This is a genomic window from Pantoea allii (genome assembly GCF_002307475.1).
In the GTDB taxonomy this organism is placed as follows: Bacteria; Pseudomonadota; Gammaproteobacteria; order Enterobacterales; family Enterobacteriaceae; genus Pantoea; species Pantoea allii.
This window is the reverse complement of the sequence record NZ_NTMH01000001.1, coordinates 29,991-51,323: the sequence shown is the minus strand read 5'-3', so window position 1 is coordinate 51,323 and position 21,333 is coordinate 29,991. Positions and strand designations below refer to the sequence as shown.

21 protein-coding genes, 1 tRNA gene and 1 pseudogene are annotated in these 21,333 nt (G+C 51.2%); 9 read left to right on the top strand and 14 right to left on the bottom strand.

The features are described 5' to 3' along the window. The first annotated feature begins 140 nt into the window (after window positions 1–140). Both CMR03_RS00245 and CMR03_RS00240 read left to right on the top strand, forming a co-directional pair. The gene (locus CMR03_RS00245) at window positions 141–929 is read left to right on the top strand and encodes a mannosyl-3-phosphoglycerate phosphatase-related protein (protein WP_096010442.1); all 789 of its coding nucleotides are present in this window, start codon (window positions 141–143) and stop codon (window positions 927–929) included. Between the two features lie 40 nt (window positions 930–969). Continuing rightward, window positions 970–2,190 (top strand): glycosyltransferase family protein, encoded by a 1,221-nt coding sequence (locus tag CMR03_RS00240; RefSeq protein WP_063879992.1) that lies wholly within the window; start codon window positions 970–972, stop codon window positions 2,188–2,190. A 90-nt stretch (window positions 2,191–2,280) separates the two neighbouring features. Here the strand turns inward: CMR03_RS00240 and CMR03_RS00235 are convergent, their stop codons facing one another. The 5 genes from CMR03_RS00235 to CMR03_RS00220 form a co-directional block, all read right to left on the bottom strand. Beyond that, window positions 2,281–2,463: a YodC family protein gene (locus CMR03_RS00235; protein WP_063879993.1), complete on the bottom strand. Its 183-nt coding sequence runs from the start codon at window positions 2,461–2,463 to the stop codon at window positions 2,281–2,283. Window positions 2,464–2,635: 172 nt separating this feature from the next. Further along, on the bottom strand, window positions 2,636–2,767 hold the full coding sequence (locus CMR03_RS25745; protein WP_255474456.1) for a hypothetical protein: 132 nt from the start codon (window positions 2,765–2,767) through the stop codon (window positions 2,636–2,638). 35 nt (window positions 2,768–2,802) lie between these two features. Further along, a complete protein-coding gene (locus tag CMR03_RS00230) occupies window positions 2,803–3,714 on the bottom strand; it encodes a DUF808 domain-containing protein (RefSeq protein WP_063879994.1) in 912 nt (303 codons plus the stop codon). A 90-nt stretch (window positions 3,715–3,804) separates the two neighbouring features. Continuing rightward, window positions 3,805–4,092 carry a hypothetical protein gene (locus CMR03_RS00225; RefSeq protein WP_063879995.1) on the bottom strand — a complete coding sequence of 96 codons (288 nt, stop codon included), beginning with the start codon at window positions 4,090–4,092 and terminating at the stop codon, window positions 3,805–3,807. Between the two features lie 65 nt (window positions 4,093–4,157). Beyond that, entirely contained in the window at window positions 4,158–4,637 is a 480-nt protein-coding gene (locus CMR03_RS00220) for a very short patch repair endonuclease (RefSeq protein ID WP_096010441.1), read from the bottom strand. 239 nt (window positions 4,638–4,876) lie between these two features. Between CMR03_RS00220 and dcm the strand changes: the two genes are divergently transcribed. Beyond that, window positions 4,877–6,256, top strand: coding sequence for a DNA (cytosine-5-)-methyltransferase (gene dcm / locus CMR03_RS00215; RefSeq protein ID WP_096010440.1), 1,380 nt, complete (start codon window positions 4,877–4,879; stop codon window positions 6,254–6,256). 111 nt (window positions 6,257–6,367) lie between these two features. Continuing rightward, complete coding sequence (locus CMR03_RS00210; RefSeq protein WP_096010439.1) at window positions 6,368–7,984, top strand: methyl-accepting chemotaxis protein; 1,617 nt, start codon at window positions 6,368–6,370, stop codon at window positions 7,982–7,984. Window positions 7,985–8,069: 85 nt separating this feature from the next. Here CMR03_RS00210 and CMR03_RS00205 read toward each other — a convergent pair whose 3' ends face one another. Both CMR03_RS00205 and CMR03_RS00200 read right to left on the bottom strand, forming a co-directional pair. Then, window positions 8,070–8,321 carry an Arc family DNA-binding protein gene (locus CMR03_RS00205; protein WP_063879999.1) on the bottom strand — a complete coding sequence of 84 codons (252 nt, stop codon included), beginning with the start codon at window positions 8,319–8,321 and terminating at the stop codon, window positions 8,070–8,072. Window positions 8,322–8,393: 72 nt separating this feature from the next. Beyond that, entirely contained in the window at window positions 8,394–9,098 is a 705-nt protein-coding gene (locus CMR03_RS00200) for a phosphohydrolase (RefSeq protein ID WP_096010438.1), read from the bottom strand. A 613-nt stretch (window positions 9,099–9,711) separates the two neighbouring features. Between CMR03_RS00200 and CMR03_RS00195 the strand changes: the two genes are divergently transcribed. From CMR03_RS00195 to CMR03_RS25435, 4 genes and pseudogenes are all read left to right on the top strand, one after another. Further along, window positions 9,712–10,389: an ASCH domain-containing protein gene (locus CMR03_RS00195; protein ID WP_063880001.1), complete on the top strand. Its 678-nt coding sequence runs from the start codon at window positions 9,712–9,714 to the stop codon at window positions 10,387–10,389. Between the two features lie 171 nt (window positions 10,390–10,560). After that, on the top strand, window positions 10,561–11,328 hold the full coding sequence (mtfA, locus tag CMR03_RS00190; RefSeq protein WP_172823902.1) for a DgsA anti-repressor MtfA: 768 nt from the start codon (window positions 10,561–10,563) through the stop codon (window positions 11,326–11,328). 112 nt (window positions 11,329–11,440) lie between these two features. After that, window positions 11,441–11,516 (top strand) — tRNA-Asn (locus CMR03_RS00185). A gap of 167 nt (window positions 11,517–11,683) precedes the next feature. Beyond that, window positions 11,684–11,839: pseudogene (locus CMR03_RS25435) on the top strand (integrase); the annotation flags it as partial. A 108-nt stretch (window positions 11,840–11,947) separates the two neighbouring features. Here the strand turns inward: CMR03_RS25435 and CMR03_RS00175 are convergent. From CMR03_RS00175 to hemH, 6 genes are all read right to left on the bottom strand, one after another. Further along, window positions 11,948–12,202 (bottom strand): hypothetical protein, encoded by a 255-nt coding sequence (locus CMR03_RS00175; RefSeq protein ID WP_063880003.1) that lies wholly within the window; start codon window positions 12,200–12,202, stop codon window positions 11,948–11,950. A gap of 87 nt (window positions 12,203–12,289) precedes the next feature. Beyond that, the gene (locus CMR03_RS00170; RefSeq protein ID WP_063880004.1) at window positions 12,290–13,285 is read right to left on the bottom strand and encodes a phosphoglycerate dehydrogenase; all 996 of its coding nucleotides are present in this window, start codon (window positions 13,283–13,285) and stop codon (window positions 12,290–12,292) included. Beyond that, window positions 13,266–14,597 (bottom strand): MFS transporter, encoded by a 1,332-nt coding sequence (locus tag CMR03_RS00165; RefSeq protein WP_063880005.1) that lies wholly within the window; start codon window positions 14,595–14,597, stop codon window positions 13,266–13,268. The genes CMR03_RS00170 and CMR03_RS00165 overlap by 20 nt, the downstream gene beginning before the upstream one ends. 67 nt (window positions 14,598–14,664) lie before the next feature. Beyond that, complete coding sequence (locus tag CMR03_RS00160; RefSeq protein ID WP_096010436.1) at window positions 14,665–15,585, bottom strand: dihydrodipicolinate synthase family protein; 921 nt, start codon at window positions 15,583–15,585, stop codon at window positions 14,665–14,667. Between the two features lie 36 nt (window positions 15,586–15,621). Further along, the gene (gene rbsK / locus CMR03_RS00155; RefSeq protein WP_063880007.1) at window positions 15,622–16,827 is read right to left on the bottom strand and encodes a ribokinase; all 1,206 of its coding nucleotides are present in this window, start codon (window positions 16,825–16,827) and stop codon (window positions 15,622–15,624) included. Between the two features lie 458 nt (window positions 16,828–17,285). Beyond that, the gene (gene hemH / locus CMR03_RS00150; RefSeq protein ID WP_096010435.1) at window positions 17,286–18,248 is read right to left on the bottom strand and encodes a ferrochelatase; all 963 of its coding nucleotides are present in this window, start codon (window positions 18,246–18,248) and stop codon (window positions 17,286–17,288) included. Window positions 18,249–19,014: 766 nt separating this feature from the next. Here hemH and CMR03_RS00145 point away from each other — a divergent pair. Next, a complete protein-coding gene (locus CMR03_RS00145) occupies window positions 19,015–20,253 on the top strand; it encodes an MFS transporter (protein WP_063880009.1) in 1,239 nt (412 codons plus the stop codon). 594 nt (window positions 20,254–20,847) lie between these two features. Here CMR03_RS00145 and CMR03_RS00140 read toward each other — a convergent pair. Beyond that, window positions 20,848–21,330 (bottom strand): hypothetical protein, encoded by a 483-nt coding sequence (locus CMR03_RS00140; protein ID WP_096010434.1) that lies wholly within the window; start codon window positions 21,328–21,330, stop codon window positions 20,848–20,850. Between the last annotated feature and the right edge of the window lie 3 nt (window positions 21,331–21,333).

Here is a 21,333-nt window from a genome sequence, read left to right as displayed (position 1 = left end):
CGGCTTTTCCCCTCTTCCGGTTTTAGGAATCCTCCTGATTATAAAGCTTCCACTGCGCAAATCAAAGCCTGCTGTAGACTCAACTACACTAAAACGTAATGACTACGCTGTAGTGTCAAACCAGAGTGAAGGAAATCAGGATGCCCAATTTGAATGAATCGCTGATGATAGTGACCGACCTCGATGGATCGCTGCTTGACCACCACGATTACAACTGGGATGCCGCCGCAGAGTGGCTCGACAGGCTGAGGCAGCACGCTGTCCCCTTAATTATTTGCTCCAGTAAAACGGCGGCTGAAATCCTGCCCCTGCAACGCAAACTCGGCGTTGTGGGCGCGCCTTTTATTGCTGAGAACGGTGCGGTGCTCTACCTCGACGACAGCAAAAGCGTTCGTATCCCGGACGATAAAATGAACTATAAGTCGATTTGTCGGGTTCTGGCCACGTTACAGCAGCAGTTCCGCTTTACCGGCTTTCATGACTTTAGCGATGTCGATGTGTCATCCATGACCGGCCTGAGTGAGGCGGATGCCGCCCTCGCCCGCCAACGTGATGCATCCGAGGTGATCGTCTGGCGGGATACCGATGAGGCGTTCAATCGTTTTCGCGCAGCACTTGCTGACTATCATCTTTCCCTGACCCAGGGCGGTCGTTTCTGGCATGTGATGCCCGCCAGAAGCGGTAAAGGTGAAGCCTTACGCTGGTTGCTGTCGCACCAGACAGACCAGCCGTATATCACTGTCGGCCTGGGCGATGGGCCAAATGATGCCCCGATGCTGGATGCGGTCGATTATGCCGTGGTGATAAAGGGCTACAGCAAGACGCCCGTCACTCTGCAACGCGCGGATAATGACCGCGTTTTCCATTCGACACATCATGGCCCGGAAGGCTGGCGTGAAGGTCTGGACCATTTTTTGACTCAGCCATGAAAAGCTGTTGTTCCTCTGGCAACCCCATAAGGATGATGCAATGAGTGATTTTTTTCAGAATGGCGTAATTACTAACTTTCACAATCTTACGCACCGCAGCGTTGAGTCACTGGAAAAGGAAATGGTGCGCTTTGCCCGTAAGCGCAAAATGGGATTGATCCTGCCATCGCTGTTTTCCGAACTGGAAGGCCCGGCATTGACGAAAATCGTGGATGAGCTGGCTAAGGTGCCCTATCTCGATGAAATTGTCATCGGGCTGGACAGGGCTGACCGCGATCAGTTTCTTCATGCCCGCGAGTTTTTTTCCCGACTGCCACAGCGTCACCGTATCCTGTGGAATGATGGCCCGAGGCTCAAAGCCATTGACGCGGAACTCGACAAAGAGGGCTTATCGCCCACCAATCCGGGCAAGGGCCGTAACGTATGGTTTTGTACCGGCTATACGCTGGCGTCGGACCGCACCAGCTGTGTCGCACTGCACGACTGCGATATCGTCACCTACGAACGCGGCATGCTGGCGCGCCTGCTCTACCCGCTGGCGAACCCGGCTTTCCAGTATGAGTTCTGTAAAGGGTTTTACGCACGGGTTGCCGATGGCAAGCTGAACGGCCGCGTAGGTCGCCTGTTGGTGGGCCCGCTGCTGCGCTCATTGCAAAAAGTCTACGGTCACTCCGAATACCTTGATTATCTGTCCAGCTTTCGCTACCCGCTCTCCGGCGAATTTGCGATGCGGACACACGTGCTTAATGGCATCAAAATTCCGGGTGACTGGGGACTGGAAATCGGCGTGCTCTCGGAAATTTACCGTAACTACACCACACGCCAGTCGTGCCAGGTGGAGATTGCGGATAACTATGACCACAAACATCAGCCGCTGGCGGAAGATGATGGCACCGGCGGCCTGAAGCGCATGAGCAACGATATTGTTCAGTCACTGCTGCGCAAGCTGGCGACCATGGGCGTGCCGTTAACCAGTGACTCCTTCCGGGTGCTTAAAGCGACCTATTACCGTAATGCGCTGGATATGATGGAAATCTATAATCACGAAGCGGCCATGAACGGTTTGAAATTCGATCAGCACGTTGAGGAAGCCGCCGTCGAAATGTTTACGCAGTCGATTCTTGACGCCGGACAGTCATTTATTGAGCGCCCAAATGATAAACCCTTTATCCCCAGTTGGAGTCGGGTCCAGTCGGCTTTTCCGGATATTCTGCAGCGTATTTATAAAGCGGTAGAAGAGGATAACGACGGCAACGTCTGATGCTGCGCGCGCCTTGTGATAACGGCGTGTAAGCCAGGTAGCATAAAATCGGCCAGGCCAGTGAGCAATCACAGGCCTGGACGGCAGAAATCAGGACGTAAACTGGGGCTGCGATTCGCTGGAATGACTAAGCTCATCACTGCGAAAAGCTTCATTCCTGACCGCATAACCATCATACCATCGACATTCCACCATGCCGCTGGCATGTCCGGTCACCACCATCGTTTGCCCGCCTTCCTTATGCTGTACTTCATCACTGATTGCAAAAACCATGTTGCGCCCTCTTTGAGAATTGGCTGTCATTGAAACCATTTCTTTATAGCACGGTAAAAGAGTTGCTGCTGTTAAGACGCGCATAAAAATGGCTAATTCAGAATAACGTAGAAGGATATAGCGGAAATAAATAAAGCGGATAAGGCATTATCCGCTTCGGGGGTTGAGTAGATTAGATTTTGCAGCCTTCGCAATCGGCGTCGTCAATCAGGTCTTCTGGCACTTCTGCCGCCTTTTTTTCTGCCTTCGCTTCGGCCTGCTCTAACTGAGCATCAATATCAAATTCAAACATGTCGTCGCTCATAGTTTTCTCCCCAGAACGCGTTAAAGAATGCGCTTTTATACCGATGACTCACGCAGTTTGGCAATAAGGTTAACCACTAACAGCACGATTGACCCAATGATAAAACCAATCACTAAGTTTGCGCCGTTACTGAGCAGGCTTGAAACCAGCGCACTGAACGGTGCAATCGCATTTTCAATCAGATGATGTAATGGGGTCAGGCCATGGACAATAATGCCGCCACCGACCAGGAACATCGCCAGCGTGCCGACCACGGTCAGAATCTTCATCAACCAGGGGGCAGCGGCCAGTAATACCGCACCCAGCGCCTGCGCCACGCGTGAGGATTTTTCACGCAGCCAGAACCCCAAATCATCAATTTTAACAATGCCGGCCACAATGCCATAGACGCCAATCGTGACCAGAATCGCGATACCTGCCAGGATCACGACCTGATTCAGTAACGGAGCTTCGGAGACGATGCCTAAGGTGATGGCGACGATTTCGGCTGACAGAATAAAATCGGTTCGCACAGCGCCTTTGATCTTTTTCTTTTCGAAATCGCGCGGATCTTGTTTGGACAACTTATCCAGACGTGCCTGACGCGCCTCTGGCGAGTTTTCTTGTTTATCATGCTGTAGGCTGTGCAGCACTTTCTCCACGCCTTCATAGCAGAGGTACGCCCCGCCAATCATCAACAATGGCGTAATCAGCCAGGGCGCAAACGCGGAGATAATTAGCGCCAATGGCACTAATATCAGTTTGTTCAGGAAGGAGCCTTTGGCAACGCCCCACACGACCGGCAACTCGCGGTTGGCTTTCACACCGCTCACCTGCTGTGCATTCAGTGACAGATCGTCACCGAGTACGCCTGCCGTTTTCTTTGCGGCGACTTTTCCCATTACCGAGATATCATCCAGCAGCGTGGCGATATCATCAAGTAGCGTTAATAAACTGGTTCCTGCCAAAATATTTCCCTTATTCGGTCATCAGCAACGGTTTCTGCCTGCATCAGCCGTAACACATCATCCTCGACGATGTGCATGGCAATGCGGTGTTCACCGTGGTGCCTGTTCCGGTTCGTTATGTTGACAACACGGGCATCGTTCAATTTCTGTCACGGTCATATCAGCGATGCCCTCACAATCCCATTCGACACGCACTGCTTGTCCGGACGGACCCGCCATATGCAGATATTTACTGACCGGGCTTTCCGTCATCCCGGTAATCTCTTCCGTGGCCACCAGCGTTTCCCCAGCATAGATTCTGGCGGTGGCTTTGGTGTTCACCATGCGCTCATCACGAATCTGATAAAGGCGTTTAACCGTCAGTTTTATGCTGCTCATTTTGGGCTCCCGGTCACGGAAAAGCGTCTATCTAACCTTTTACGCGACGGATTAGCAAGGCTGGCTCATTCACTCTCGCGGTAATGATGAATGCCCTGGTGATCAATCTCGGCGCTGTCACTCATCGCCAGCAGCCACTCTTCCAGGCGTTCAAGCAGCGCCTCATCGTCCAGTTTGACTTTACCGCGTAGTGCACATTCCCAGATGATCAGTACCTTCCAGCCATTTTCCCGTAACTGCCGGACGTAACGCTGGTCGCGCTCCACATTGCTGTTAATTTTGCCCGTCCAGAATTCGGTGCGCGTGGCGGGCACTTTAAATAAATAACAGTGATGGCGATGCCAGAAGCAGCCATGAACAAAGATAATGGCCTGATGCGACGTCACGACAAAATCGGGCCGGCCCGGTAGATTTTTGTCCTGTACCCGGTAGGTGAATCCACGATCTTTGAGCAACAAGGCTATCCGCTGCTCGATGGCTGTGTCCTGCTGACGAATGGCGCGCATATTTTTACTGCGCGTTTCGCTGGAGTGAACGTCGACCATAGCACCTCCTTAATAGCGACTTATTCAACTTTAGTCGCCGTCCTGAAAAGTGAAAGCCAGCACCATCAAAGTGGGGCAAATATTTAGCTTGATGTCCACGCGTTCCGTGACGACGCGGGCAACAATTGTCTCTTTTTTGAAGCCCGCGCACACGGAAACACCGTCTAACCCCGTGCCTGCGGATTTCCTCATTGGGCAAGGAGTGTTAGCATAGGCGCTTCACTGTTAAGGATATTTGCATGCACGCCGTCGCACCCGCTGAACCTCTTCTCCCTGCTGCTCTGCATTCCGATGAACTGAACATGTTACACCAGGTGCTGTCGATCTATTCCGTCCGGGATGTGGTCGAACGTTTGCATCAGGCAGGCTTTTCGCACTGGACGCCGCCGCTGCTGAACAGTATTCGTCAGGGCAAGCGCGCGTTGCCCTCTCTGGCCTCTGCGGAACGATCACTGTTACAGGCGTTATTGCCTTCACGACCGGCGCATTATGATTCACCCGATTTCCGCTTTATCGATCTGTTTGCCGGCATCGGCGGCATTCGACGTGGGTTTGAACGTATCGGCGGTAAATGCGTATTTACCAGTGAATGGAATAAAGAGGCGATTCGTACTTATCGGGCCAATCACTACAGCGATCCGCAGGAACACCATTTTAATACGGATATCCGCCAGGTGACCCAGCCCGCCGGGCTCACGGACGAACAGGCGATTTATCAGTCAATTGATGCGGCAATTCCCGATCATCAGGTTCTGTTGGCCGGCTTTCCTTGTCAGCCTTTTTCCCTGGCCGGGGTCAGCAAGAAAAATGCACTGGGCCGGGCGCATGGGTTTGAATGTCAGGCTCAGGGCACGCTGTTTTTTGATGTTGCACGCATTCTGGCGGCCAAGAAGCCGCCGTTCTTCGTCCTGGAGAACGTGAAGAATCTCAAGAGCCATGATAAAGGCCGGACCTTTGCGATCATTATGGAAACGCTGAATGAGCTGGGATACGACGTGGCGGATGCAGATGCCACGTCCCCCGATCCTAAAGTGATTGATGCACGCTATTTTCTGCCACAGCACCGTGAACGTATCGTTCTGGTTGGCATCCGGCGGGATATTGCCGGTTCAGAACAGTTTACGCTGCGCGATATCCGCAAATTTTTTCCTGCACAAGTCCCCAGCTTACAAAGTTTGCTGGAGCCTCAGCCTGACGAAAAATACATTTTGTCGCCTGTATTATGGCGTTATCTCTATGACTACGCCAAAAAGCACAAGGCACTGGGGAACGGCTTCGGCTTTGGCCTCAACGATCCGCAAAATCAACAGTGCTGTGTGCGAACCCTGTCAGCCCGCTACTATAAAGATGGCTCGGAAATTTTAATCGATCGCGGTTGGGATCGGGAAAAAGGCGAAGCCGACTTTCTTGATGCCCGTAATATGGCACGACGTCCGCGTCGTTTAACGCCACGGGAATGCGCGCGATTAATGGGGTTTGATACCGCAGACAGTCAACCGTTCCGTATACCGGTGTCCGACACCCAGGCCTACAAACAATTTGGTAACTCCGTAGTAGTGCCGGTATTTGCCGCCGTCGCACAGCTACTTTCACCGTATATCCGCGATTTAAAAGCCTGACTCACACTGAAAGTTGCGCTTAGGCGCAACGATTCCTCTCTTTTCCTGCTACCCGGTGGGATTGTCACAACATCGTCACGCAAGCCCAGAATACTGCTGCTTTTTCACTTGATGGGTAGAATGATGTCACCTCTCACTTTATTGTCGCTGCGCGTTCTGAAGCAACGCCCCAGGTTTATACTTCCCGCCATCCCCACCTGGCTGACCAGCCTGCGCGGGAATTTTATGCTCTTTGTGGTGCTGTTCTGTTTATTGCAGTCCATCGGTATTGTTCTGCTTACCGCTCAGGTCAGCCATACCCAAGTCAACCTGACCCAGGCCAGCGCCATGCGTGACCGGCTGGCTTTGCTGGATCGTGCGCGCGTTGAGCTGCTGACAGCCAGCGATAACAGCCATCGCGCCGGCCTTTATCTGATGGAAGATCAGAAAAGCGGTTCCGTTGACAGCTGGAAAAGCCTGGCGGAGACCGCTAAATCGTCTTTGCTGCATGCGGAACAGCTTTTTGCCGACTATCACGCGGCGCCTGGCGGCGAACTTCAGCAGGGATTTGTGTTGCTGACCCAGGGATTAGAAGAACAGTTGAAAGGTCTGGAGGCGAACAACATCGATGCCTTTTTTATGGTACCGATGCAGGCCTATCAGCAGCAGTTTAATAGCGCATGGTTTAACGAAATCACCCAGACCAATAAGCAACTCACTGCCGTAAACAGCCTGACGCTGCAAACGCTGACTGAAAGCCGCAACCTGTCGCTGATGGTAACCGCGCTGCTGTTTACGCTGCTGCTCACCGGCGGCGTACTGTTGCTGCGAGGTGTGATCATCCCATTACGCCTGGCCAGCCGTCAGTTACAGGATATCGCAACCGGGGACTTGATTAGCTGCCCGGTTCCGCCCCGTTTGCAGTCGCTGGAAACCGCTAAACTGTTCAATGCGGTGGCGGAGATGCGCCAGGGGCTGCGCGCCATTGTGGTAGAAATCAATACCATTGCAGCAAGTGTGGCAGACGGAACGCGTGAAATGCAGCACACCAATGAACAGGTGAGTGAGCAATATACAGCGCAAAACAGCAGCTTTAGCCATATTTCACAGCGTTTACACCGCGTGTCTGAAGAAGTTGAAAACAGTACCCTGTTTTCACAGCAGGCCTCCGAGCAGGCCCATTTCGCCGATGACCTGATGCAGCAGTGTACGCTTCAGGTGGATGAAATGGAGGTTCAGATGCGCCACATTGTAGATTCCTCAGGGGAAATTGCCGGTATCGTTGAGATGCTGGATGGTCTGTCGTTGCAAACGCGTTTGCTGGCGCTCAACGCCGCGATTGAATCCGCCCATGCGGGGGTTTATGGACGCAGTTTTGGCGTGGTCGCGAAAGAGATGGGAAATCTGTCCAATAAGAGTGGCGAATCTGCTCAACAAATTAATGGTCTGGTAAATAATACGCAGCTGCACATTTCAGAGGGCTTCAATAAGGTGAAATCGCTGGAAGCGCTGTTTAACCAGATCAGCGCATCAGTCAGCGCCGTCGTGGCGCAGCTGAAAGAGCTACAGGAAAACGCCACGGCACAAAGTCGACGCGTCACAGGCATTGCCGCAGAGGTGGTGGCGCTGGATAAACAACTTCAGACGAATGAAGGGCTCAGCGCCCGACAGGGCCGCACGGTTGATACCTTACAACAACAGGCTGCACGCCTGGCCGAAAGCGTCCAGCAGTTCCGTATCACGCTGTAGCCGTAAAGATTGAGCCGTAAAAAAGCCGCCTGTACTAAAGGCGGCTTTTATTTATTGTCTTAACGGCATTCACGTCGGATTTTTGTTATTTCTTTTTCTTGCTCTGCTTCTTAAGCAGCGTACGGAGCTGCTTAATTTCGCTTGAGTTTAATGCATCCGAGGCTTCTTCCTCTGTGTTCTGGCTGTCAATGATGGGCTGAGAAGGCGCATTCAGGCTCGCCTGAAGCCGTTGCACGATTTCCTGGCTCATTGACACCTGATTTTCGAGCGCCAGCTGTTTGATATGTTCTTTCAATGCAGGATCAATTTTAATCGTTAAATTAACAGTTTCGGTCATTTCATCACTCCTTTTTGTTATTACTCCCACGCTACCGGATGACTGTATCGATTCCTATACTGTCATAAAAATTTAATATTCAACGTGTAAGGGACTAAAATCGCGAAGCACCGACTCATCCAGGCCCACTAAATTGCCTTGCAGCTCCGCACACAGCTTGGCCATGTAGCCTACCAGGAAGTCAGCATTGTGTTCTGCCAGCATGCGCCCCGCTTCGGTTTGCATGGTTTCTGGCAACCGCAGTAACTTGGTCTGGAAGTGATCCAGCGTCCACTTTACATCATTGAGTTCCCGATCTTTACCAAGCGGGTCCGCACTGTTAAATAAGGGGCGATTCATCGTACCTGCCGTGTAAAACACCCGCGCAAGGCCGATTGCACCAAGCGATTCCAGCCTGTCGGCATCCTGCACAATTTTCGCCTCCAGGGTTTTTGGCGTAATGGCCGCGCTGAAGCTGTGTGCCTGAACGGCATGCATTACCTGCTCGATCAGTTCCTCAGGAAAATCGATGAAGTCCTGCTGTAAAATGCGCTGTGTTTCGCTGGCGGCATAGGTGGATGCCTTATGACGCTCAGGATGATTTTTCGGTAAATTCACCACATCGTGGAAATAACACGCGGTCAGGACCACCAGCGGATCGGCCTGGGTGCCGGTCATAATATGCTGAGCGCTCATCCACACGCGGCGTAAATGTGCAATATCATGCGCGCCATCATCATGAATCCAGTTGTTTTCAAACCAGGTTTCATAGCGAGCCTGCCAAAGAGTGAGTGACATAGTCTCTTTCCTGTCGGGGTTGAAGTGCGTCCTGATTGACGACGATTTAAGCGCTTACGGCCTACCATCATAGCGAATAGCTAATGACATTTTCTTTACACAGCGGACGTTAATCACCTTTTGAACCTTTAAATTTTTAAAGAAAATGAGACGCTGATCATTTTTATAGCATTTTGACGTAATTAAAACGGCCATTTGCTGCTTTTTCAGCCTTGACTGATTTAATTACAGGCAGGTTAATTAGTTTAATAAATGTAATGATTTCTGAAAGGCATTTTATCGAAGAGGCACAAAAAACATGACATAACCCGAATCGCACTTATCAATAAAATCGGCGAAAGTGACAGACAGATAAATCTGAAAAGGTTCCTATTTTTGCCGATATAACGTACTGTATTCTCACTATCAGATGTCCCGGAACGCGCATTAACACCCGCGTTGTTGATTTTTTATCCGCCCCCCTTTTTCGGGGCAAAAATCACCAATGCTCAGATGGCTATAAGACAGCAAATTGTTAAGGGTAATGATTTATAGTTTTTATGATATTGCCACCATTTAGATGCCCTTGTTGTTTTAGCAGTAACCGGGTTCTACTAATAAAAAGAGGTAATCCATGAAAGAGCGGCCGATTCTTTTTTCCGAACAGCGGGTTCGTGCCCTGTTAGTTGGCCAACAAACGCAAACCCGGCGCATAATGAAAACGCAGGCTTTCGGTCCGGGGCAGGATCACCATGAAGGGGTTCATGCTTTTGATGTTCAGGCGAACCACCTGCATGGCGATAAAATGATGACAATGAACGACATTCGTTATCACTGCCCTTATGGCATGCCGGGCGACCTACTCTGGGTGCGCGAAACCTGGCGTGGCCCGATTGTGCCAGAAAGTGCGCTGGCGGATTATGAACGCGATCCCGTGCCTTTCCGTTCGCCAGAATTTTGCCAGTACCGGGCGGACAGCAATGAACTGGGGCAGCATACCTTGGGTGGACCGGACGCCGAGCAGTTTGGCTGGCAAACGGCGATACATATGCCGCGCTGGGCCAGCCGTATAAATCTGCTCATCACGGATGTGCGTGCGGAGCAAATCCAGGACATCAGCGAAGATGACATCATGGCGGAAGGCGTTCAAACCGATTCGCACTTTCTGAATAATTTTTTCACCATGAACGTCAATTCAGAAATGCCAAAAGAAGCCTATCGCAAGGCCTGGCAAAAGCAGTACGGCGCAACCAGCTGGCAGGTAAACCCGTGGGTGTGGGTGATCGAGTTTCAGCGCGCCGAACGTGAGTAAACTTAGCCTGCGCTTTGCGGGCTGAATCACAGACAATTTTCTTGCTAACAGGTTGAATATAACGTCTTCATTCCTGAAGCCCGACAATGCCAGCATGAGGTTCTGATGCTGGCATTTTCCTGTCCGGTCTCTCAGGATTCTGCGACAGCTGGACTCAGTGCGGGACTTACGATGTTCAAATGGCCATGGAAAACACATAGCGACACTGCCGTGATCGAATTGCCCTGGCAGGCCGGTCTGGCACAGCCGATTTTTACCCTACTCCGTCCCGATGAACAGCAATGGTTGATTGAACTGGGGCAACGCTTTCTGCAGCAAAAGAAACTGGTTCCGCTTGAAGGCTGTCAGCTTGATGCGCACCGCACCGTCCGTATCGCTCTGCTGTTCTGCCTGCCGGTGCTGAAACTGGGGCTTGACTGGCTGGATGGCTTCCATGAAGTGCTCATCTATCCTGAACCCTTTAATGTGGAAGATCAGTGGCAGGATGAAACGGGTCTTGTCCATCATGCGCCTGCTGTCCATGCCGGGCAGAGCTGGACCCAGGGCCCTGTTATCCTTAACTGGCTCGATATTCAGGATTCCTTCGACCTGTCAGGCTATAACCTGGTCATTCATGAAGTGGCACACAAGCTGGATGCCCGCGGAAGCGGCTACACCAGCGGTGTCCCGTTGATCCCGCTCCGTGACGTCGCCCAGTGGGAAAAAGACTTGCGTGAGGCGATGGCGGACATCGAAAATGAGGTTGATTTAGTCGGTGAACAGGCGGCCAGTATCGATCCTTATGCCGCCAGCGATCCCGCAGAATGTTTCGCAGTGCTCTCCGAGTATTTCTTTACCGCCCCTGCCCTGTTAACGGAACGTTTTCCGGCGATGTATGCACATCTTCAGCAATTTTATCAGCAGGACCCGCTAAGCAGAATGCAGGCCGGGGAAGGCTGATCTGCTTACTTCGCGAACGCTTTGCATTAAAGCTAGCCAGTTGAATGCTAACCGCTTTTTTGCTGTTGACACACCAGAGCGACCTCGCTAATATGCGCCTCGTTCACACGATTCCTCTGTAGTTCAGTCGGTAGAACGGCGGACTGTTAATCCGTATGTCACTGGTTCGAGTCCAGTCAGAGGAGCCACATTCTTGTTTTCATGCGTCTTCACGAATCTTTATACGATTTTGATTCAACAAGTTAGCGTGAAAATCCTTCCCGATGCACTTTCATTTCCCCCTCCGCATCGGGCAAGATGGGTAGTCTTATTGGGTCTCATTTCAGTTCGATTATAGCGTGACCACTCTACGTCTCTGAACGGCACGACCATCCGCAGCCTAAACTCATCCGCTCAACCTTTCAAAGTATCCTATTCTCATGGCCTGTCCCTTTTAATCAATCCAGGCAGTTCACGTCTCTGGTATCTCAACTATCGGATCAATGTGGCGAATCCCGGCCTGGCTCAGGGGCTATCATCAGCGCCACCACCACGCCCTGATTACAGGCTTCCTGGATCGACCCATGCAGCGCGATGGATTATGCCGCATCAATCGCTACCACTTTCCCGCCTTAAAAGATCAGGTTTTGCAGCTGTCCTGCTGCTGCGCGGCGTTATCGGCGTTGACCCGGTTGGTTTTTGCCACTAACCCCTGCCTGATGCCGTCTTCTGCTGCCAGGTTCCAGACAGTCATCATCTGCTGGCACCAGGTATTTCCGGCAAACGAGCGGCTGAGTGCGATCGTGGTATCCGCCGGACTGGTACCCGCAAAGGCAGAAGCAGAGAGAGCCGAAAGCAGTGACAACGCGGCGATATAACGGTTCTTAGGGTTCATTAGATGAACGTTTTTAATGTTATATCGGGTACGCGTTTACGGGTGCAGGCAGAGCCCACACCGGTTTTCACCGGTGCGGTATGCCCGTTACTTCAGGGTTTCTGGGTTGATAACGTAAGGTTTCAGGGCGTCTTTCTCTCCTTTCAGATAATTAAGGATGTTGTTGATGCAACGCTCGGTGACCAGCCTTTCAGCCATGCGGTCCATACCGGAAACGTGTGGTGAAAGCAGAACATTGTCGAACTGGCGTAGCGGTGAGCTGGCCGGTAACGGTTCCACTTCGTAGACGTCCAGCCCCACGCCGCCCAAATGACCGCTTTTCAGCGCCTCAACCAGTGCTTCTTCATTAATCAGCGGGCCGCGAGAGGTATTCACCAGGATCGCGCCGGGTTTCATCATCGCCAGGGTACCAGCGTTAATGGTATGGCGGCTTTCCGGGGTGGACGGCGCATGCACCGAGACCATATCCGCGTTACGCAGCAGGGTTTCCAAATCGACCCGCTCGGCGTTCACACTGGCCAGCAGTTCGTCGCTGGCCCACGGATCACACACCAGGATGCGCATCTCCGCCGCATGGCAGCGGCGCGCCATGGCATAGCCGATGCGGCCCAGGCCGATCACGCCCGCGGTACGCCCCCAAAGACCGGGGTGGAAGCCGTCAAAGAACCACTCGCCGCGCTTGACCATTGCATCTCGCTGCGGCAGACGACAGGCCAGAGTCAGCGCCATCGCATAGGCGAATTCAGCCACGCTTTCGTGGTTGGCACCAAACGCCATCGCAATCGGCACGCCGGCAGCGGTAGCCGCTGGGACGTTTACCTTGTCGTAGCCAACCCCCCAGCGGGCAACGATTTTCAGATTAGGGGCCTGAGCGAAGACGTTTTCGGTATAGGGTTCGCCCCCGGCAATGGTCGCCACCACGTTCTGCTGAAGTTTGCTAATCAGTTCCTGCTCATTGGGCAACCTGAAGGTTTCATTTACCTCAACGTCATAGCCAGCCTGTCGCAGCGGATCGAAGACAGGATCGCTGTTTTTAAACTGCTCGGTGAATACTACGATTTTTTCAGGTGTTGTTGCGTTCATAATTCTTTCCTTTGATTTCTGATGTTTTTTTCTCTTCCGAAGGCAGTAAAACGAACAGGGCGACGGCAATCACGGCGGCAATTGCCAGCGCGTAAAGGCCGGCAGCCGGCGTCTGGAAGTAGATTTCAGCCCAGGTACGCAGGTTCGGTGCAACGAAGCCCCCTACCGCGCCGCAACTGTTGATCAGGGCGAAACTTGCCGCCGCCGCCGCACCACCATAGTAGCGGGTAGGCCAGGTCCAGAAGATGGGCTGGGCGGTCATAATCCCCATCGTGACGAAGCTGAGTGCGACAATGGCTAACAGCGGGGAAGCATGGGCGGAAACGATCAGACCAAACGCAATGCAGCACAGCGAGATGGCCCCAAACAGGCGAGCTCGGCCCAGACGGGCAGCCAGCCCAGGCCAGGTGGCTCCGGCAACCAACGCGCATAACCAAGGAATCGCGGTCACCAGGCCGACCATCAGACCAATCTTTACGCCCAGCAGCGCGGCAACCTGGGTAGGCAGATAAAATGCGACGCCCAATCCGGTAATTTGGATCAGGAAGTAGATGGCGGCAAAGTGCAGCAGTACCGGGCTTTTAATCGCGTCGATAAAGCGGGTATGTCCGGCGCGAGCCTTGTCGGCTTTCTCTTCGTCGAGCGCGGCAGTCAGCACCTGTTTCTCTTCCGCAGTCAGCCAACTCACCTCCTTCGGTGAATTACGCAGGAAGAACCACAGAACCACGCCCAACACACTCGCTGCCAGGCCTTCTACCGCAAACATAATCTGCCAGCCTTCCCAGCCGCCAAAGCCGTGCAGATCCAGCAACAGACCGGAAATCGGACCGCCAATAATCAGCGCAATCGGAGAACCAAAATAGAAGATCCCCATGATGTGGGCCCTAAAACGCGAAGGGAACCACTGGGCGATAAAATAGATCGCCGTAGGGAAGAATCCGGCTTCAACAATACCCAGCAGCACGCGCAGAAAATAAAAGGTCTGCTCGTTCCAGGCAAAGGATACTGCCGCGGAAACCAGTCCCCAGGTGACCATAATCCTTACCAGCCAGGCGCGGGGGCCAACGCGGTGCATCAGCAGGTTGCTGGGTAATTCAAACAGCGCGTAGGAGAGGAAGAAGATCCCGGCACCAAAGGCAAAGGCCGCATCGGAAATACCGGTAGACGCCTGATAGGCCGATTTGGCAAAGCTGACGTTCACCCGGTCAAGGTATGACATCAGATACATCACTATCAGGCAGGGAATAATCCGCCATTTTGCTTTATTTACCGCACGGACTAATACGCTATCGTTTATGGCTTGCTTACGCATTGAATGCACCTTCATTTTGGGCGCCAGAGAGAGGCATAGCCTCTGGTGCTGGTTCAGGGTGGATAAATCAGCTGATTTTATTGTTATAGAATTCTGTTCCGCTGCGGATCTGGTCGAGAATCACTCCCAGCCCCCAAAATTTTTCCAGCACATTTTCTTTGTTTACCCGGCAGGCTTCGCTCTCGAAGGTGCCCAGGCGCTGATGGTAGATTTTGGCATTCTTCGGATAGCCCAGCGTTTCCGACACGGCAGCAAGAGACAGGAATGTCGCCAGCTCATTGGCCAGAACCGGATCTTTCGCGTGGTGGTGATAAAGCCAGACGTACAGCTCTGGATGGAAATTGGTAAATACCCCGCTGAAACCTTTTGAACCGGCCTGCATGGCGGGCCAGGCAATAGCGGCGTTGGCGTTAATGATATTCAGCCGCGTACCTTCGGCCAGCGCCACGCGGCGTTTTACCGTGTCCAGATCGCAGCTTACGTCCTTCAGCACCGTGAAACGTCCGCTGCGGGCGCACCATGAGAACTCATCATCCGTCAGAAGGCGGCGATAAGGTGCCGGGCACTCGTAGAGCCCCAGCGGCAGGCTCTCCGGAAGCGCGTCCAGCAGGGTTTGCAGAGTGGCGTAGAACACCTCGCTGCCCTGGTTCTTCGGATCGAGATGGTTGGTTACCAGCACTAACGCATCGGCACCGGTAGAGGCCATCGCCAGCAGCTCTTTGCGCTGATCGTCGATATCATCACTGATATGCCCGGAAACAATCACCGGCACGCGGCCTGCGGTTTTCTCCACAACGAAGCGTCCCAGCTTTACGCGCTCTTCCAGCGTTAAAAATTGCATTTCGCTGGACTGACATACTGCGAACAACGCATCAACGCCCTTCTGCAGGTACCACTCAATCAGGCGCTCCAGGCCAGGCCAGTCGATTTCGTTCTGCGCGTTAAATGGGGTCAGCATGACGGGTACAACACCGTTAATCTCTTTCATTTTTTTCCTTACAGCCACAGTGTGGTCAGAAAACAATTAAACTTTGCTTTTCAGTCTGTTAAGCGCCTGCTGGCGCTCCGGCATATTTGATGCGCCTTCGCGCTCAACGGCCAGCGAGGCAAAGGCAGAGGCAAAGGTTGCCGCCTGCATCAGCGGCTGACCGTCGGCAATTGAAGCAGCCAGCGCGCCGTTAAAGGCATCTCCGGCACCTGTGGTATCAATACTCACGGCGGGGAAAGCGGGAATGTGCTGGAACTGCTGATTCTCATACAGCAGCGCGCCGCGGGACCCCATCGTGATAATGATGCAACGAGCCCCCAGTTCGGCGATGGCAGTGGCAGCACGACGGGCGCTCTCCAGATTGGTGACCTCGATTCCGGAAAGCAGCGACGCTTCCGTTTCATTAGGCGTAATAACATCCATATATTCCAGCGCTGGAATAATATCGGAGGAATAAGGTGCAGGGTTCATAATGACTTTTACGCCCAGCGCTTTTGCCAACTTCATGGCATTCAGCGTGGCGAAAAAATTATTTTCCAGTTGTAGCAACAGAACGCTGGCATCTTCCAGCTCTTCTTTCAGTTCCGCGATTTCTTTTTCACTGATTGTTTTATTTGCACCGGAATAGATGGCGATCATGTTTTCGCCATTCTCCTGTGAAACATAAATAATTGCACTGCCTGTTGGTTCTTCTTCTGACTGATAAAGTTTAAAAGAATAAATTTCAGAGGAAGAGAGATGCTCCATAGCAAACTGGCTGAACTGATCTTTCCCTACTTTAGAAACAAAATGCACTTTCGCCCCGGCACGGCTTGCTGCCTGCGCCTGGTTTGCGCCCTTCCCGCCCGGCCCAAGCGAGCTACCCAGCGCCATCAGCGACTCTCCGCCTTTCGGAAATCGAGCCACTTTCGCCACGATATCTACGTTAAAAGAGCCGAGAATACAGACTTTATTTTTCATATTATCCACTGAACCTTTCTCATATTTCCTCTGCTTGATATTTTTCAATAAAACTTCAAAATCATTGTCAGTTTCGGAAATTAATTTTGATTGCAGGCTCTTACGAATAATAATAGCGCCACCATGACAGCGTTGAATATATCCCTGCTGTGCCAGCATTCGCAGATCACTGCGTATGGTTTCTTTCGTTACGCTAAAATACTGAGCCAGATGCTTTACCGTTGCACTATTATGTTTATCCAGAAAATTAAGGACATTGATCCTCCTCTCGTCCATAAACATATTCACCCCCCGTTGCTGACTGAAGCATAGGGTAGGCGCATTGGCTAAAAAGTGATGAACATCCTGGAACAATCAAAAAAACAAAAACAAACAAAAACCAAACAATAAAGAAACAACGTAACCCTCGGTTAGTTATAGCGTTAATCCTTATTCGCGGCGCGGCATGTGAGAACGCGCTAAGGGAAGTCAGTCCCGATTGTGTGGTCTGACAAGGCTCTTTCCGTTCGGAGTTACGCGTTGTTCTGGCAGGCGGGTGCAGAGAGATGACGGGTTCATCAGAACAGACTGTCGCGTGATCCCACGCTTTTTATCTGCTCAATAAACAGCACGCGGAATAGGTTGGCGTGGTCAGAATAACATCACCTGACCACGTTACGGAAAGAACGGCGACATCGGGTATCACCGTGAATCATGCCATTGCCGCCTGCTGACCGGCATCTGGACATCTTGCCTGATGTTTACTTCGCGCCGTCAACCAGCTGTCGCAACATCTCAATATGAACGGGTTTATCATTGAGCGCCGGTATGTAAGTAAACGACGTTCCCCCCGCATGCATGAAGATTTCCCTGTTCTGCTCATCCAGTTCTTCCAGCGTTTCTAAACAGTCTGCTGCAAAACCCGGGCTGATTACATGCAGGCTTTTGATGCCTTCATTCGGCAGATTTTTAATCGTCTCATCGGTAAAAGGCGTTAACCACGGCTCTCGGCCGAATCGGGACTGGAACGTCATAATGATCTTCAGCGATGGCATATTGAGGGCGTCAGTGAGTAACTGGGTCGTTAACTCACAGCGTTGCTGGTATTTATCACCCTCACTGGAAAACCTGACCGGTATTCCGTGATACGAAACCAACAATGCATCCGGCACACCGTTCGCCTCAAAAGACTCAAGCACCGAGGTTTTTAATCCCTCAATGTAGGCCGGATGATCGGCATAGTCATTGACGAAATTGATGGCTGGTGTGTAGCGGTTCTTCATTTTTTGCAGGTGACGGCTCACGCTATCCCAGACAGATGAAACCGTTGAAGATGAAAACTGCGGGTACATAGGGATAACAATGATTTTCTCGACGCCTTTTGCAAGAAGTCGGTCAATTGCCCCCCCGATACTCGGTTCACCATAACTCATCCCCAGCTCGACGGGCATCCCCGTCGTCTCTTGAAGCAGGCGGGCCTGACGGACGCTGTAAACCATCAAGGGCGAGCCCTCATCCATCCAGATAGAGGCGTACAGTTTCGCCACTCGCTTTGCACGCAATGGGATAATCACCCCATGCAGGATCGGGCACCAAATGATTCTGGGTAAATCAACCACCCTGTAGTCGTGCAAAAATTTCGATAAAAATGTTTTAACCGCAGCAGGCGTGGGTTCTTTTGGTGTTCCAAGGTTAACAATTAAAACACCCTGTTTATTCGTCATTAGCTGGGACCTCTGAAAACCCATGGAAAAAAAGTGCCTGAATAATGTAACACACTCAAGGACATCATCACCTCCGTCTGCACCGCTTGCGCGCATTGAGGCGAAACGGAGGTTTATATATTTACGCATCCCGGTTGATGGGCAACGGCCGTTCAACCCTGAGTTAACTGACTACGCGCTTTGTTGCCGTCGCGTTGACCGGCGTTCAGCACAGGCCGCCAAAAAACGTCTCCGCCAGCACCTGGCGTAGGCTGTCCGGTCTTAAAAAAAACCAATCTGCCAGTGACACGTTGAGGCGCCAGTGTGACGTTAAAACCGTCATGCGCAGCGACAGACCCTTTGCTGATTGTTGACCGGGTTTTACTTACTCAGTCAAAACATAAAACATCAGGTTGTATCTTATCATCGCCCTGTCGACAAAAGACCAATAGCTCTGATAAGTCACCTTTTCATTTCACACCTGCTCGCTTTTTGTCCCCCTGCCTGACGAAAAGACAGCCGCTCAATCATCACATTCATACCGGGTTTGATATCACATCTTGTCGACATTTCGATTTATCAAAGTGAATATTGAGCGTGCTAATATTTAGGAATCTATGTTAACAGTGCTCTGGCAGGCGCATCTCCAGCCACATCTGGCGACCGCTTCACGCCATTCAGCGGAATTCACCTGCCGGAGCCTGGATAAAGTAAAACCAGATCGCAGTCATGAATCAGGCTGGTACCACCACTTTCGCCATCAGGCGTTTTCGGGACGGAAATAATTATGCGTACAGGGGTTTCTTCAGGCGAAGCATCGTTGCTGCAACACCGGTCATTTGTGGCGTTCTGGCTGGCCCGAACCTGTTCTTCATTTGGTTTTCAGATGTTTTCCGTGGCCGTCAGCTGGCAAATCTATGCGATTACCCACAGCGCCATGGCGTTAGGCATGATTGGCCTGATGCAGTTTCTGCCTTCGGTACTTTTGGCTTTGCCTGCAGGTCATTTGGCCGATCAATTTGACCGTCGTCGTATCGTCGTCATTGGGCAACTGATTGAGTGGGCCGCGCTGCTCGGCCTGGTGGCACTAACGTTACTGCACTGGGCAGATCAAATTGAAATTTGGGGGTTAGTCTTCCTGATCTCCCTTGCTAAAGCGCTGGAATGGCCTGCCATTACCTCTATGCTGCCTGCGTTGGTCCCGCCGCCGATTCTGGCGCGCGCGATGGCGGCCAGTTCCGTCGGCGGTCAGGCCGCGGTGATTGTCGGACCGACACTGGGCGGACTGCTTTATGTGGCGGGTCCCGAAGTCGTTTACGGGGTTTCCGCCCTCTTCTATTTGTTGTCGCTGATCTTAATAAGCCGCTTACGTTACGAACGCCCTCCTCAGGTGCGCGTGCCGATGAATCTGTCAAACATGTTTATGGGCGTACGCTTTATCCGCGAACGTAAAGATGTGCTCGGCGTGATATCGCTCGACCTGTTCGCTGTGCTACTGGGCGGCGCAACGGCACTGCTCCCTATCTTCGCCCAGGATATTCTGCACACCGGGCCATGGGGCCTTGGCCTGTTACGCGGTGCGCCATCGGTAGGAGCGCTGTTAGTCGGCGTCTGGCTGAGTCGCCACAAGCTGGAAAAGCACGTCGGCATGATTATGTTCGGCTCCGTTGCCGGCTTTGGCCTGGCAACGCTGCTGTTTGCCCTTTCGACTCAACTGTGGCTCTCACTGCTGGCGCTGGCGGCGCTGGGTGGTTTTGATATGGTGAGCATGGTGATTCGCGGCGCGCTGGTTCAACTGGATACACCCGATACGATGCGCGGTCGCGTCAATGCGGTTAACGCCATCTTTATCAATACCTCAAACCAGTTGGGTGAGTTTGAGTCGGGGCTGTTAGCGGCTTGGATGGGCGCGGTGCCTGCCGCCGTCATTGGCGGCGTCGGGACGCTGGTGGTGGTCGGGCTATGGATGACGCTGTTTCCGAATCTGCGGAAAAGGCAGAAGCTTGAGAATGAAACGGTGGAGTGATTGGAGGATGGGGTGTAAGCACCAAGCCGAACGCCAAACTTTTCATTGGCAGAGTTTGGCTTGAGCACTGAATGTACTGCAAGCAATTTGAAACTTAATCAATCCAATATGGAAATTTATTTGTGCCTCAGATAGTAAGGTGTTTTAAAGGCACTTTATGCATATTGAATGATCTACAGAGCTCTAATTACAGTTCTTATACTTCCATTTTTAAAGAGCATAGATTTGAGTATAATAAAATTCATTATTTCAACTAAAAATTTTAGAAAAACCATAAAAAATACCATCAAAAAAACATAAGATATAAAAAATCATCTAAAAAACTAACAACACAGAGTTACCAATAATAAAAATGATAAATAAAATGTAAAATCTCATCTATTTTTACATTAACCTTTTTATAAACCGACTGATAATAAATAAAAATGACAAAATTAATTATTTTTTAACTTAAAGAGTCTAAATAAAAAATCATTGGGGATGACAAGTCCCGCTCAGCTTAAGCCAAGCGGCACTATTAGGAATGAGTAAAGATCTGAACAAAAAAAGCAGATCATTTAAACAACGCCAACGCATTGTGGAATTAATCTTTATTCACCCAACCACCCTTTTGGCAGCCTTTCCATATTCTTTATCATCAACCAGACTTTTAATAACATCAAACGCTTCAGGGATATCTTTATTATCTTTCAATAAATCAAAGGCCGCACTTTTAAAAAGGATGTAACTATCTCCTTTTATTAACTTGGAAGCAAAAATTATTTCATCTTTCCCTATATCAAGAAGAGACAAAGTATTTATGCAATTAACGATCAAACTATCATCTTCAGTTTCATCAGACTTAATAATGCTAATTAGTGATTTTCTTATAAAATAGTCATCATAATCACCTTTATACAAACCCAAAACTTTAACCGCCTCAATTCTTATATCATCATCGTCATCATTTTCTACCACCTTTAGAAAAAACTCGGCTAATTCCAAATCAAGCTTCTGATCAAATTCACGTAAGAATTCAAACTGCGACTCTCTGCTTAGGTTACTGTATTCATTAATGATTTCTTGAGTTTTTTTCATTTA